Source organism: Nostoc sp. GT001 (assembly GCF_030382115.1).
Classification (GTDB): Bacteria; Cyanobacteriota; Cyanobacteriia; order Cyanobacteriales; family Nostocaceae; genus Nostoc.
In genome coordinates this window covers 569620-583561 of the sequence record NZ_JAUDRJ010000003.1, presented here as the reverse complement: position 1 = coordinate 583561, position 13942 = coordinate 569620, and the positions used below count along the sequence as shown (strand labels likewise).

Annotated in this window: 11 protein-coding genes and 1 pseudogene; 2 read left to right on the top strand and 10 right to left on the bottom strand. The window is 43.4% G+C overall.

Annotation, left to right across the window (positions count from 1 at the left end):
- Positions 1-145: 145 nt before the first annotated feature.
- The 10 genes from cpcE to QUD05_RS05335 all read right to left on the bottom strand — a co-directional run bounded on the left by cpcE (position 146) and on the right by QUD05_RS05335 (position 10877).
- Positions 146-991, bottom strand: coding sequence for a C-phycocyanin alpha-cysteine-84 phycocyanobilin lyase subunit CpcE (cpcE, locus tag QUD05_RS05380; protein WP_289795186.1), 846 nt, complete (start codon positions 989-991; stop codon positions 146-148).
- Positions 988-1248, bottom strand: coding sequence for a rod-capping linker protein CpcD (cpcD, locus tag QUD05_RS05375; protein WP_502911380.1), 261 nt, complete (start codon positions 1246-1248; stop codon positions 988-990). The genes cpcE and cpcD overlap by 4 nt, the downstream gene beginning before the upstream one ends.
- A gap of 83 nt (positions 1249-1331) precedes the next feature.
- A complete protein-coding gene (locus QUD05_RS05370; RefSeq protein WP_289795185.1) occupies positions 1332-2201 on the bottom strand; it encodes a phycobilisome linker polypeptide in 870 nt (289 codons plus the stop codon).
- A gap of 174 nt (positions 2202-2375) precedes the next feature.
- Positions 2376-3188, bottom strand: a complete 813-nt coding sequence (locus QUD05_RS05365; protein ID WP_289795184.1) for a phycobilisome linker polypeptide — start codon at positions 3186-3188, stop codon at positions 2376-2378.
- Positions 3189-3878: 690 nt separating this feature from the next.
- Positions 3879-4370, bottom strand: a complete 492-nt coding sequence (cpcA, locus tag QUD05_RS05360; RefSeq protein ID WP_012411562.1) for a C-phycocyanin subunit alpha — start codon at positions 4368-4370, stop codon at positions 3879-3881.
- A 92-nt stretch (positions 4371-4462) separates the two neighbouring features.
- Positions 4463-4984 carry a C-phycocyanin subunit beta gene (gene cpcB, locus QUD05_RS05355; protein WP_289795183.1) on the bottom strand — a complete coding sequence of 174 codons (522 nt, stop codon included), beginning with the start codon at positions 4982-4984 and terminating at the stop codon, positions 4463-4465.
- A 420-nt stretch (positions 4985-5404) separates the two neighbouring features.
- Entirely contained in the window at positions 5405-5752 is a 348-nt protein-coding gene (locus QUD05_RS05350) for a hypothetical protein (RefSeq protein WP_289795182.1), read from the bottom strand.
- Between the two features lie 172 nt (positions 5753-5924).
- A complete protein-coding gene (hpnH, locus tag QUD05_RS05345; RefSeq protein WP_289795181.1) occupies positions 5925-6944 on the bottom strand; it encodes an adenosyl-hopene transferase HpnH in 1020 nt (339 codons plus the stop codon).
- Positions 6945-6999: 55 nt separating this feature from the next.
- The gene (hpnA, locus tag QUD05_RS05340) at positions 7000-8025 is read right to left on the bottom strand and encodes a hopanoid-associated sugar epimerase (protein WP_289795180.1); all 1026 of its coding nucleotides are present in this window, start codon (positions 8023-8025) and stop codon (positions 7000-7002) included.
- Positions 8025-10877 (bottom strand): efflux RND transporter permease subunit, encoded by a 2853-nt coding sequence (locus QUD05_RS05335; RefSeq protein WP_289795179.1) that lies wholly within the window; start codon positions 10875-10877, stop codon positions 8025-8027. The genes hpnA and QUD05_RS05335 overlap by 1 nt, the downstream gene beginning before the upstream one ends.
- Positions 10878-10997: 120 nt before the next feature.
- Between QUD05_RS05335 and QUD05_RS05330 the strand changes: the two genes are divergently transcribed.
- Together QUD05_RS05330 and QUD05_RS05325 are read left to right on the top strand one after the other, a co-directional pair.
- A complete protein-coding gene (locus tag QUD05_RS05330) occupies positions 10998-11687 on the top strand; it encodes a 5'-methylthioadenosine/S-adenosylhomocysteine nucleosidase family protein (RefSeq protein ID WP_289795178.1) in 690 nt (229 codons plus the stop codon).
- Positions 11688-12134: 447 nt separating this feature from the next.
- Positions 12135-13848 (top strand): annotated as a pseudogene (locus QUD05_RS05325) (putative bifunctional diguanylate cyclase/phosphodiesterase).
- Positions 13849-13942: the final 94 nt, after the last annotated feature.

The window sequence follows — 13942 nt, the reverse complement described above, 5'->3', positions numbered from 1 at the left end:
ATCTGCCAATTGTAGCTTAAGTCCTCCGTAGTTGACATCAGGCGTAAACCCCCTAGCCCTTATCTCGCAGTTATGTTAGGGGTTTATGCCTGATTAACAGTTAATTTAAGCGTATTAATAACAACTAATGCCTGGGAAATTATAACTACAAAAGCGAGTCCATCAAATTTATCACTTTAATCGCACCATCAGACAAAGTGCTTGTTGCTGTGTGGTTAACTTGATGTTCTAGTAATCCTTTAAGAGAAATTAGCTTTAGACTATTTTCGGCAAGAGTTTCGGCGATCGCATCTGCTGCGGGTAGATAGCCAATTGCTCCCAAGTCTGCTAACACTGCTCGACGCAATTGCAATTTTTCTCCTGCCAGAGCTTTTACTAACCGTTCTCCATAAGCTGGTTCTTGAGTTAATTGATACATAGCTCGTGCGGCAGCATATTGCACCAATTCTATTGGATGCTCTAAAAATGGTTTTACCAAGGGGACGCACTCAGTCGCCCTCAAGGCTCCCAAGGCTTCTAAAATGGCTTCGTAGGGTTGAGATAAATCAGGCTGCTTTGATATCAGCTGCTCTCCTTGCAAACCTACTTGTAATAACTCAATCAGGGCGGGAATGCAAACCGGATCACCCAGCATTTCTAAGGATTGTGCTGCTGCTTCGCGGACATAAAAATCTGAGCAGTCTAAACACGCAATTAAAGGTGAGACTGCCTGGCGATCGCCTAGTTTCCCTAATGCCCTAGCTGCGTTTCTTCGCAGAGGATATCCGCCTTCTGGTGTTCTATCGGCTTCATCCTCTAACGCTTTAATCAATCCTGTAACCGCAGCTGCTTCACAGATCCGAAACCTACCCAACCACCAAGCAGCATAAAATCGCAGACCTAAATCTGCACTCTCAAGATTAGTGATCGCTTGCTCTACTGTTAAAGATTCACCATCGCCAGAGTTACCTGTCGGTGATAAATCTTCAAATTTCTGCGGACTAGAATTCATTGTGAAGAAGGAGGATCGCTTTGTTCGCTATCTGTTTGAGGTTCAGCGTTCAATGGCTGAATGCTGACTATTTTGCCACCCAAGCGAGTAATCCGCTGCATTTCTTGATTCATCCGGTTCTCAGGTACTGTGAAAAACACAGTTGCACTAGAACGAATGGGATAGTTGGTTTTTTCAGTTTCTTCGCTTTGGCGCAGACCTACTACTTCATACCGAAAGTAGCGACTACTCGTTCTACTACTAATTGACCCAACCATAAAATTAATTCCCAATTTTAAATTGTCATTAGTCTTTTGCCTTTAATAATGACTAATGACTAATGACTATTGACAAATTGACACTAAAGGGGTTTCACACTAGCTATTTTACCACCTTGTTTTACCACTCTCTGGAAGTAACTAGATAGTTCTTCATAAGGTATAACCACGGCTTGATTGACGCGGCGTGTGCTAGGATAACCAGCTCCAAAAACACCTGCTACTTCAATACGGTAAAGTCTGCCTTCTTTACCAAAGGTTCCTGCACCACCAAAAGTACTGTTGGGGGTAACGCCTTTTTCAGAAGCAACGTATGAAAAGCCTGAGGAAGCACCAGAGGGAGGAACAACAACGGATGCGCTATTGCGACCTAGTTCGCTAGCAAGGCGAGAGGATTTGCCTTTGAGTTGGGAGGTATCGCTACTGGCATAGCCGCGATAAAGTTGGAATATCCGGCTAAATCCGACAGTTTTCTGTCCTGTTTGGGTATTAAAGCCACGATAGTAAGGCACTATATTTTCACCAAAGCTAGATTGATACTCTGGCGAATCAATATAAGAATCAATATCGGCTTCATATCCCTTGGTTTGATACAAGTCTAAGTGATAGACGACATCAGACTCATCATAAGGGGCACGACCCAACAAATGTTTGTAGTTTAGTTCAATGACGCGAGTTTGGAAGTTGTCGTAGAAAAATTTGGTTTTGTACAATTCTGATTTAGCTAATTGACGCACAAACTCTTGGACTGTACTTTTGCCATCGCGCAGAATAGATTCAGCACTTGTCAGGCGGTCAGATGCCAAGATGTAGTTGTTGCCCAACACCTGACGATAGACGGCAGAAATTACTCTTTCAATGTCTTCTTTGGTTGCATTTGGACGCAATTCCACAGGAGACTGATCGCTAAAAGGTTCTGTTCCCAAACGGGAAGCTGCTGTTGTAATAGCCATTGGTAATTTTCCTTTTGTAATTAGTAGTTGGAAAAATTAGGAGTTAGGAGTGTAAGAGTTAGGAGTTAAGGGTAGGGATATAGTTAGGAATTTAAAACTCATAACTTCTAACTCCTCACTCCTCACTTCTAACTCCTCACTCCTAACTCCTCCCTTAATTCCCCAATTCCCTATTTATACGGCTGTAATGCTAATAACCTTACTGCCCTTGCGATTCAACTGCTGCAATTTACTAGAAAGTTGCTCGTAGGATACGATCAATTCCGCAGTACCGCGCCTTACTACAGTTGAGTTTGGGGAAGCAGCTTGTAGCACTCTGATCCGGTATGTTTCGCCGCGTTCGCCTCGAGAAAGACCTGCTAAGGCTCCAGCAGAGACTGGGTAAATGGGTGAAGCTAGATTTTTAGCCACTTCCCAAGTTAGCCGTCCTTGTTTTTGTCCTTGAGCGCGATCGCTATTGGCATAACCACGATACAGTTGAAACAGTCGGCTATAGCCAACATTTTTCTGTCCTACTTGACTTTTAAAGCCTTTATAGTAGGGGACAATATTTTCGCCAAAACTCTCTTGATATTCTAATGAGTCAATGTAGGAATTAATCTCAGCTTCGTAACCTTGTGAGTTGTAAAGCTCAACATGATACGAAATCTCTGACTCATCTTCTGGGGCACGCCCCAATAAATGCTTATAATTCAACTCGATAAACCGAGTTTGGGAGTTGGAGTGGAAAAACTTATCCCGATAGAGTTCTGATTGAGCAATGGCTAGCACAAATCCCCTAACGGTGATTGCACCTTGCTGCAACAGTGATTCTGCACTCTCTAGACGATCTCCTTCTAGTAGATATGCGTTACCTAAAACCTGACGGTAAGCCGCCCGGATAACCACTGCTACATCGGCTTCTGTTCTATCAGGGCGTAGTTCTACTGGTGCTGAATTTTCAAACGCTCCAATCCCTAATCTTGCTGCTTGTCCCAAAGCTGCCATCTTTAAAACCTCCTCAGTTTTAACTGCAAAACTGAAAACTTTTTAGAAAATTTTTTCTAGTCTTTTAACAGTCTTTTTGAAATTGACACTCACCTTACCTAAAGTAAGGCGATTTTTAAGACATAGCTGCCTTAACATCCTGTTTCCACAGGTTCCCAGGCTCACCCTATCGGTTTGGCAGTCTCTCATGGGGGAGAAACCTCTAGAAGTTCTCTCTCTGCCAGAGACTACGCATATCTTGCTTCCTCATAGGGGACTGCGCTAGCGTCTTTCCTTCCCTATGGGACGCTCCGCGAACACGTAGCGTCTCATAAGAGAAGGGAGAAGATTGCGCTCGCTGCCTCACCACATCTGCCACAAGGGCGTAGTGATATCTCCTTAAGTTATTTCGGGCGTATACTTTCCCCCAGTCTGAGGGTAGGTTTTTAAATCTTGTACTGACAAAAATATTGTGCCAATTGACGGTAGCTTAAAAGAGGCACTGGGTTGTTAACTTTCCCAAAGTTGTAGCAAATACCGTGCTACTTCGGCAGCTTTCATCCCTGTTCTAAAGCAAAAAATACAGAACTATGTTCCTCTTTCTCCAGGGTTTTCAGCTAGCTTTTCTTAAAAAACTGCCCGGAGAGGTAAACAACTCATAGAACTCACTTGTCATAAGAGCTGATTTCCTCTCCGGGCTAAAGAAACACTCTAGCTTAGAGTATTGATTACGTAGTCGATGTAGGAATTTGCTTCAACAGCTGGATCGCCGCTGAGTCCGTGGTTAGCTTTGATGTACTTGAGAGCTTCAATGTACCAGCTAGGAGACAGATCAAAAGTCCGGTTGATTTCAGCCAAACCAGAAATCAAGAAATCATCCAAGGGACCTGTGCCACCAACAACTAAAGCGTATGTGATAATCCGCAAGTAGTAGCCGACATCACGTACACACTTGCCTTTACCGCGCGCATCAGACGCGAAGTTAGGGCCTTGTTGTTGAGTGGTGTAAGGGAACTTGTTATATACTGCTTGAGCAGCACCTTCGGTCAAGCGTTGAGCATTAGCGCTCAATGCTTTTGCTGCTTGTAAGCTAGCAGGAGCTTGGCGGAAGCGACCAAAAGCAACTTGAATTTCGGTGCTGCTGAGGTAGCGTCCTTGAGAATCAGCCGATGCGATTGCTTCAGTTAGAGGTGTTTTTGTCATTTTTGGTATTTCCCTTTTACAAACGTTATGGTTGAAATTTTGTTTTGTCCTATGGACAATTATTTAGTCAACATCAGCAATGCAAGCTTTGCTTAAGCTACAGCAGCAGCAGCACGATCAAAATAGCTAGCTATTTCAGATGCCAAAGCACTGCAATCGCCTCTGGTGATATTGTTTGTATCGTTGACAATTGCCAAAGAAGCTTGTTTCAGCTTTTGAATACCAACAGCAACTGAAGCTCCTGGAGTTCCCAATGCCAAGTAGGTTTCCCGCAATCCATTGAGGGCACGATCATCTAGCACGCTGGAATCGCCAGCAAAGATAGCGTAGGTGATATAGCGAAGAATGATGTCCAAGTCTCTGATACAAGCAGCTGCACGACGGCTGGTGTAAGCATTACCACCGGGAGTGATCAATTGGGGTTGTTCTGCCCACAAATCACGAGCCGCAGCAGCAACAAGAGCTGACGCATTGCTGGTAATACGGTTAACAGCATCTGCACGCTTGTTACCATCTTTGACTAGTTCGCTCAATGCATCCAATTGTGCATCGGAGAGATATTCGCCGCGTGTATCAGCTTGGGAAACTACTTTTGCAAATGCATCTAAAACCATTGCGTTAAATCTCCTAATTTGCTTGGTTAAGAATAATTGGACTCAAAACTGAATGGTTCAGTTAGATTTTTGATGTCAGCACTGCCTGACGAGTTACGAAAGGTTTAAAACAGACACCCAAGAAATAAGTTTACGATCTCCAGGCTTTCAGATTAAAACTTTTGTTAAAAAACTTCAAACTTCTATGAACGACTGGAAAACCTGATTAAGATGTTGTTTTTTACTTCCAAGTTCTCTTTATACAATGCTGCCGTATCATAATTTATTACAAATTATTATTATGTTTGTGAAAATTATTTACATAACTTCATATTTTGGACTCGATTTTAGTTTATGAGCCGAGCGCTGCTCTTGTGGAAGGACAATAGGTGTTGTAGTTACTGTCACTTTGTAGCTATGTCTTATATGTCTTATGTAAAATTACTCGAATTTATTGTTGAGAAAGTCGATTATGTGTATCGTGAGCAGCACGAGCTTCAAGCTGGCGACACGCCCAACTTCACGACTTGGTTCGTCTGTACCCGCTTGAGAAACTGCTAGTGTTAACTTCACTAATTTCTGAAATTGTGTAGTTCGGCTAGAGAGCCAAGCTTCCTCTTGCCAACGAGTATCAGCAATTGTGATTTGCCGATGAGCTAGTTTTTCACTAGGAAGGTTCGCGAGTTCATGTAGTGGATATGACGATGTACCACTGATACTAAGTAGGCGTTGACCAGTGCCACGAATCTCATAATACATTTGCAGGTCACGACCAGATACAAATGGCATGAGTATTTTTCCTGATGAATTTCGGCGAATTTGGCTGAGGGAGCGATCGCAATATCTCTAAATAAGCATCCTTTTTTAACTATCGTATGTTGTTAGACATAGTTCCAGTGCAATCAGAATCCTTAAAGGGTGCATAAGCGTCGCACCCTTGATATGTAGTATTTACTACTTCTTAATTCCTACCAAACACACTGCCAAGGGCACGCGCCATATTTTGCGGCTGCATTGCATCCATTGCGGCGGTTGGTTCGTAGCCACAATGAACCATACAATCGGCACACTTAGGATTACCACTCTTCTGGCCGTATTGACTCCAGTCAGTTTGTGCGAGTAATTCCTTAAAGGTAGAGTAATAACCTTCGTTCAGTAGATAGCAAGGTTTTTGCCAACCGAGAACGCTATAACTAGGGCTACCCCAAGGTGTGCATTCGTAGTCCTTCTCACCAGTGAGAAAATCTAGGAATAACGGATTGTGATTGAAGTTCCAGTTTTTTTCACCACTTTTGTAAGGAGCCAAAATTTCGCGGAAGAGGGCGCGGGTTTGTTCGCGGTGGAGAAAATGATCTTGATCTGGTGCCCACTCGTAACTGTAGCCGGGAGAAATCATCATCCCGTCAGTATTTAGTGTTTCCAGAAAGTTAAAGAACTCTTGCATATCTTTAGGTTCAGTACCTTCAAAGATAGTGGTGTTAGTGGTGACACGAAAGCCTTGAGCTTTAGCGGCGCGAATGGCTTTAACAGCAATATCAAAAACACCTTTACGATCGACGCATTGATCGTGTAATTCCCGCATTCCATCTAAATGCACGCTGAAAGTTAGATAAGGGGAAGGTTGAAACTTATCTAGGCTTTTTTCTAATAACAAACCATTGGTACACAAGTAAATATATTTCTTGCGCTCAATTAATCCCTGGACGATCTCATCAATCTGGGGGTGCAGTAGAGGTTCTCCCCCAGGAATTGAGACAACTGGTGCGCCACACTCTTCCACAGCGGCAAAACACTGTTCTGGGGTGAGATTTTGCTTTAATATTTCCTTTGGATGTTGGATCTTACCACAACCAGTACAAGCGAGATTACACCGAAAAAGAGGTTCTAACATCAACACTAAGGGGAAGCGTTTGCGTCCTTTCAAACGCTGTGTAACAAGATACTTCCCAATATCCATAGCTTGTTGTAGATTAACTGCCATTGTTGCGATCGCTCCTCTTTTAAAGATAAATGCACCACTTTCTCAACCCCAAGATTTATCTATGGGGTCTTAAATTTTGAATTTTGAATTTCCCAGAGGGGTTAACATATCCCTGAGCAACAAACCAATCCACAGCATCTTTGAGTGCGGCATTCAGCGAAGATTGGGGTAGACCCAATTCTCGTACAGCCTTTGAAGCATTGTAATACATAGGTTGTTTCGCCATCCGAACACCATCTAATGGTACTGAGGGCGATTTACCTAGTGGTGCGAGAATTTTTTCATCAACCCAGGCAACACTCAGGGGCAACCAAGCGGGTACTGTTTGTTGAGGTGCGCTAAGACCTGTGATATCGGCGAGTTGTTCGAGTAGTTGCTTGAGACTGAGGTTTTGATGACCTAAGATATAGCGATCGCCAGATTTACCCCGCTGCAAAGCCAGTAAATGCCCCCATGCCACATCCCGCACATCGATAAAATTTAGACCAGTATCTAAGTAAAAGGGCATTTGCCGTTGCAAAAACCGTAAAATTATATCACCCGTCGGGGTAGGTTTGATATCCAACGAGCCAATGGGGCTGCTGGGATTGACAATAACTACCTCCTGACCTGTAGCAACGGCTTGCATGGCTTCTTGTTCAGCCAGAAACTTAGACTTTTTGTAGTTACCCACCAACTTTTCTAAGGGACTCTGATGTGTTTCATCAACGACTTGACCAGATGATCCTACCCCAATCGCTGCCACTGAACTCGTGTATACGGTGCGCTCAATGTTAGCCTTGCGAGCGGCTGCCAACACATTGCGCGTACCCAGGACATTGTGACGGTGGAGTAATTCACGGTCTGTTTGCCAGAGGGAATAATGGGCTGCGACATGAAATAGGTATTGACAACCTGCCATCTGTTGCCAGAGATTTGGATCGTTCAAATCACCTTTGACAATTTCCACATCCAAACCGTGTAGATTCTCCAAATTGCTGCTTGAGCGTACCAGCGCTTTGACAGCATATCCTTCTTGTAGGAGCAATCGTACCAAATGAGCGCCAATAAAACCCGTACCCCCCGTGATAAAAACCTGCATCAACTTCCCCCCTGCTCTCCTGCTCCCCGGTCACTGAGCGAAGCCGAAGTGCTACTCCTGTTCTTAAACCGAGGAAACCAATCATCCAAGATGGTGTAAACTACGGGCACAACAATCAAACTGAGGATAGTGGAAGTTACTAGTCCACCTGCGATCGCTACAGCCATAGGCGATCGCAATTCCGAACCAGCACCAAAACCTAATGCGATCGGTAGCATCCCTAAAAGTGTAGAGGCAGTGGTCATCATAATTGGTCTAAGGCGCACTGGCCCTGCTCTGAGAATCGCCTCTGTGCGGTCTAAGCCAGATTTGCGGAGTTGGTTGATGTAATCTACTAGCAAGATGGCATTTTTGTTTGCTAGTCCCAACAAAAACACAAAACCAATTAGCGAGATCATGCCAAAGTCACTTTTGGTAAAGAGTAAAGCTAGCATGGCACCGACAATTGACAAGGGCAAAGAAACACCAATAACTAAAGGGTCTATCCAGCTTTTGAACAGCAAAATCAGTACTACGACAATGCACAGTGCTGATAAAAGTAAAGTAGTGCCAAAACTACTAAATACTTCACCTTGGCGGGCAGAATCTCCTCCCAAGTCTAAAGTTACACCAGCAGGTAATACTGCTTTTGCTTCCTCTACTAATTGGTCTGTGGCACTCCCCAAGGACAAATCTTTGCCCAGATTGGCACTGATATAAGCAACTCTTTGATTGTTGAGCCGCTCAATTTGAAAAACTGTGCCCTGCAAATTTGTTTCACTTGTTACGGTCACATCAGCAAATCCCGGTAGTCTTTCGATGCGCTCTTTAATTGCCTTGGCAGCTTTGCTGAGGCTTTGGAGGTTATCGCCTTGTAGTGATGCCTGTAAGGGTTTTTGTCCACCAGTGTCAACAAATTGAATATCTTCCACACTCGTACTCACGCCAGAGAGATTAGGCAAAGACGAGCGTAATTGGTCTTGTACTTCCGCAGTCTGGATGTTGCGATCTTCCTTGAGCTTTACATAAAGCGTACCTTTATTTGGCTCACCCTCACGAGAACCAACAGTAGTAAATACTGTTTCTACTAATGGAGATTTTCTCACCACATCTTCTAATTTCTTGGCAACCTCTAGAGAATCGTTTAAGGGGTTAGGAATTGGTGACTGGAGACTAGGATTTATCCCCTGCTCCCCTGCCCCTCGGTCACTGAGCCTGTCCTGAGCGTAGCCGAAGGGCGTAGTCGTTGGCGTGGTAACTGAGCGTAGTCGAAGTGCAGCCTCTGTCTGCGACACGCTGCGCGAACGTAGAGAAGTGCTGCTCCCCTGCCCCCCTGCTCCACTAGGAATACTCGGCAAAGGTGCGGTATAAGTAATATTGAACTCGCCGCGATCTAATTTAGGAATAAATCCTTTGGGAATTAGTAGACTCAGCGCCATACCTGCAACAAAGCTAAGTATGGCTAATGCAATAACTATCTTACGGTGGTGTAAAGACCAGTTAAGTAAGTTTCTATAAAATTGGGCAAAATTCACCCAGGTGTTTGCTTTCTGACGGCGTTGGGGATTTGAATTAGCAGGTTTTAACCAGTAGGTAGCTAAAGCTGGCGACAATGTACGAGCAACCAATGTTGAAGCAATCATCGCTGCTGAAACTGTGATCCCAAATGGCTTGAAGAATTGTCCGATGACTCCTCCCATCAAACCAATGGGTAAAAAAACTGCTACAGCAGTAGCAGTGGTGGCGATAACTGTTAAGCCAATTTCATCTGTAGCAGAAAAAGCGGCTTGGCGAGGAGTTGCGCCATCTTCAATGTGCCGCATGATATTTTCGACATCAATGATCGCATCATCAATTACACTACCAATCACCAAAGCTAAAGCCAGCAGGGTGATCGTTTCCAGGTTGAAGCCGAAAATCGCCATAACGATAAACGTCGCCAACAAAGATGTAGGAATAGCTAAGGCAGAGATCAGAGTTGCCCGCCAATTCCACAAAAAAGGAAAAATCACTACGATAGACAATAAGACTGCTTCCAGCAAAGCATCGATTGTTGACTGGGTGGCTTGGCGGATGTATTCTGCTTGGGTGGCAGCTAAGGTGAGTTTGACATCTTTTAGGGTAGAGCGTAGTCTTTGGACTTCTTTTTCAACTCGACTCACGACTTCCAAAGTATTAGCACTACCGCGTTTGATTACCTGAAATGCCAGTGCATCTTGACCGTTAAACCGGACTAATGTCGCCCCACCTTGGGGGAGAGCCGTTGCACTCGCATTCGCTGGATTTAATGGAGGAGTTGCCGTCGCAGCGCCTAGTAGTGAGACTTTTAATACTCCTGGTAATTTAGCGATCGCACTGACAATCTCATCTTGCGCTAACTTCGTCAAATCTTTGAGATTCCGTGTCGGACTCTCTATGGCATAGCTAATGGCGGCTGACTCGTTTAGATTCAGGGGAATAATTTTAGAAGTCGCTCCTTGAGGTAGAGTCAACTGCTTCAGAGCAGTTTCAACCTTTTTAGTCGATGTTTCTAAATTCGTCCCAACGGCAAAAGAAAGGGCAACCGCTGTTTGACTAGGATAGGTTGATGAGCGAATATTCTCCAGTCCTTCTAGAGAGCGGAGGCGTTCTTCTAGGGGTTTGGTGAGCTTTGCTTCTGTATCCAGGGCTGTTGTCAGGGGAGCTGTAGCATTTACAACCACCACTGGAAAGGTAATATCTGGAAACAAAGCATACTTCAGGGAACTGAAAGCTAGAACACCAGCTACCGTTACGGCAATCCAAAAACTCACCGTCAGCCACGAAAATTGAATTGCCAATTTGGAAATATTGAAGAGTTCTCGTGCGGATTTGGAGTTATGAAGCTTTACCATCTTGGAAAATTATCGTGTGGATGACACAATTATTTAGTCATGCTACAGCAATCATCTTCGGTTTGCTAATTTTGGTTACTACATATTGACCGTTAAAATTTAAAACTATCGAGACAGCTAGTGCCTAATTTTTTGCCCATCAACACAATTCTGGTACCTCAAGGAGCAGAATACAAAGCTGTGTGTCGCGGATTAAGCGGTATTACTAGCTCCATCCCAAAAGTAGTAGCCATACCTGTTGGGATGAAGCCTTTACTCAAATACCTGCAACAAGGACAATTTCGGACTCCAAAATCCAGAGTGCTGATTATGGGTATATGTGGCAGCTTGAGCGATCGCTATACAGTTGGTGATATTGTGCTGTATCAAAATTGTATTTATCAGGGGAAACAGCAAGAATGCGATCGCACTCTTACAACACAATTGCACTCTTCACTATCAGAAAAAGTATCCTTAGTCAAGTCTCTGACAAGCGATCGCGTAATTTGGTCTGCATCCGAAAAACGTCGTTTAGGTGAGACTTTGGCGGCTGATGTTGTTGATATGGAAGGATTTACCGCTTTAGAATTTTTCAATGCGGCTGGAGTGTCCGTGACAATGCTGCGAGTAGTTAGCGACGATTGTCAGCATAATATCCCCGATCTCACACCAGCAATTAACTCTGATGGCTCTCTCAATCCTTTGCCGTTAGCGATCGCCATGCTTCGACAACCCTTTGCCGCTACTCGGTTGATTCGAGGTTCATTAACAGCATTAAAGGTGTTAGAGCAAGTTACAAATCTGCTTTTTTCAGGCTTTAGCAATAAATAATCTATTACGTCTTTACAGCAATTTTTAGATAAATAACCATGCAGTGAGACACAGTTTTGCTATGCCCTGATAAAATATAGCAATCCTAAATTATTTTTGAAAACATCTCTTTACTTTCTTTGCATTCTCTGCGTCTCTATCATTAATTATAAAAATAATCTTTCACTAATAAAATCGAATTTATATATTTTTTTACTCTGACATCACCTGAAGACAAACTAATAAAAATTAACCTGGTGTAGGTATTTATTGTGAGATTATNNNTGGNATAATTTTTACATAAACTTTATGNCTAAACATATCAAAGAGAAACCTAGATTGGGAACCATAATATATAACCTTATCAGGGTTGGGTTCCATGAGAGCTAATTGTACTGAATTGTAAATCACAAATACCCTTTTGCCAGAATAGCTCGGAACTAATTTACCAACTATCGAACAGAATTTATGAAGCTCAATCTATACTCGTTCCTAGCTAGTTTTCCATTACTCAAAAAAAGTTACACCGCTAAGATCATGTTGGTGGCATTTTTGGGTACTCACATACCACTTCTAAGCTTACTCTTGAGTTTCGTTATCTCAAACTCCTATTCCTTAGAGATGACGATCCGAGTTATGCTTATTGCTCTGTTGGCTACTTTAGCGGGTACAGCCGCCACCCTCTACGCAATACACCACCTCCTCAAACCGGTTATTTTTACATCTGCGGCATTGCAAAATTATCTAAACACCAAAACCTTGCCTGAATTGCCCACAGAATTTACTGATGAAGTCGGTACACTGATGGCAGATACCTCACAAACTCTTCACAAATTAGATGAGTTAATTCATTACATCAGTAATTATGACGATATAACTGGATTGCCCAATCGCGATTTATTCCGCGATCGCCTCCATCAGACTCTATCTCAACCTGAAAATAACCAGCGCTTTGTAGCGGTGTTTTTACTAGGTATTGATGATTTCACTGCTATGAGTCATGGTTTGGAGCATGAAACAACAAATTTGTTGTTAAGAGCAGTTGGTCAGAGGTTATCACTTTGTATGACACAAACAGATATTCTTGCCCATTTGAGTGGAGATGAATTTACCATTGCCCGCATAGACATTGTTTCTTTTGAAAGTGTAATTAAGCTATCTCAGATGCTGTTAAGTACCCTGAGTAAACCCTTTTCCATAGAGGGTAACTTGATTCATATCACCGCCAGCATCGGTATCACAATTAATGGAATAAATGAGCATAATAGCGGAGATGAACTTTTGAAGCAGGCTCATATAGCACTGTATCAGGCGAAGCGGCAAGGGCGTAGCAAATACCAATTCTATTCACCAGAAATTAATGCTCAGTTGCAGGAGCGAATAACTTTAGAAAATGAATTACATGGGGCGCTTGAGCGCAACGAAATGCTGGTTTATTATCAACCTCTAATTGATTTACACAGCGGACAAATTACAGCTATGGAAGCGTTGGTTCGCTGGCAGCATCCGACATTAGGTTTGGTTTCTCCAACAAAGTTTATTCCCATTGCAGAAGCCAATGGTTTGATCCTACCAATTGGTGAATGGGTCTTGCGAGCTGCTTGTGCCCAAAACCGTACTTGGCAGCTTGCTGGATTTAACCCAATTCGGATATCTGTAAATCTGTCGAGCTCGGCAGTTTGAACTACCGAATCTGGTTGAGGTCGTCAGTCAAATTCTTGAGGAAACTGGACTCCAAGTATCTTACCTGGAATTGGAAGTAACAGAAAGCTTTTTGATGGCTGATATGGAGCGATCGGTTAAAACCTTAAAACAATTACGAGAACTGGGTATATGCTTGGCTCTAGATGACTTCGGTACTGGTTATTCCTCCCTTAACTACTTGAAGCGCTTTCCCGTGAATATGCTCAAGATCGATCGGTCATTTGTACAGGATGTCACGTCCAATCCTGATAGTGCTGCCGTCACGAATGCGATTATTGCTCTGGCAAAAAGCCTGCGGTTGAACATCACGGCAGAGGGTGTGGAAACCCAAGAACAGCTTGACTACCTAAAAATGCTGGGATGTGATGAAGGTCAGGGTTACTACTTCAGTTGTCCTGTTCCCGCCGATCTAATTACCCCGATGTTGCAGAAAACTTCTCAGCAGATGGAGAAAATTCCAGCATCAGTGGATGCCTAAGCCAGAAGATCCCCCCTGATCGCGTTTCACTTTATATTTTCATAGAAATGCTTATCAGGGGGAGATGAGGAGAGAAATCCAGGATTAATCAGGC

Coding starts and splice junctions, on each gene's coding strand:
- cpcE (WP_289795186.1), bottom strand. CDS start 991: ATGAATTCTAGTCCGCAGAAATTTGAAGATTTATCACCGACAGGTAAC.
- hpnA (WP_289795180.1), bottom strand. CDS start 8,025: ATGCAGGTTTTTATCACGGGGGGTACGGGTTTTATTGGCGCTCATTTG.
- cpcB (WP_289795183.1), bottom strand. CDS start 4,984: ATGGTTTTAGATGCATTTGCAAAAGTAGTTTCCCAAGCTGATACACGC.
- QUD05_RS05350 (WP_289795182.1), bottom strand. CDS start 5,752: ATGCCATTTGTATCTGGTCGTGACCTGCAAATGTATTATGAGATTCGT.
- QUD05_RS05370 (WP_289795185.1), bottom strand. CDS start 2,201: ATGGCTATTACAACAGCAGCTTCCCGTTTGGGAACAGAACCTTTTAGC.
- QUD05_RS05335 (WP_289795179.1), bottom strand. CDS start 10,877: ATGGTAAAGCTTCATAACTCCAAATCCGCACGAGAACTCTTCAATATT.
- cpcD (WP_502911380.1), bottom strand. CDS start 1,248: ATGGTTGGGTCAATTAGTAGTAGAACGAGTAGTCGCTACTTTCGGTAT.
- cpcA (WP_012411562.1), bottom strand. CDS start 4,370: ATGACAAAAACACCTCTAACTGAAGCAATCGCATCGGCTGATTCTCAA.
- hpnH (WP_289795181.1), bottom strand. CDS start 6,944: ATGGCAGTTAATCTACAACAAGCTATGGATATTGGGAAGTATCTTGTT.
- QUD05_RS05365 (WP_289795184.1), bottom strand. CDS start 3,188: ATGGCAGCTTTGGGACAAGCAGCAAGATTAGGGATTGGAGCGTTTGAA.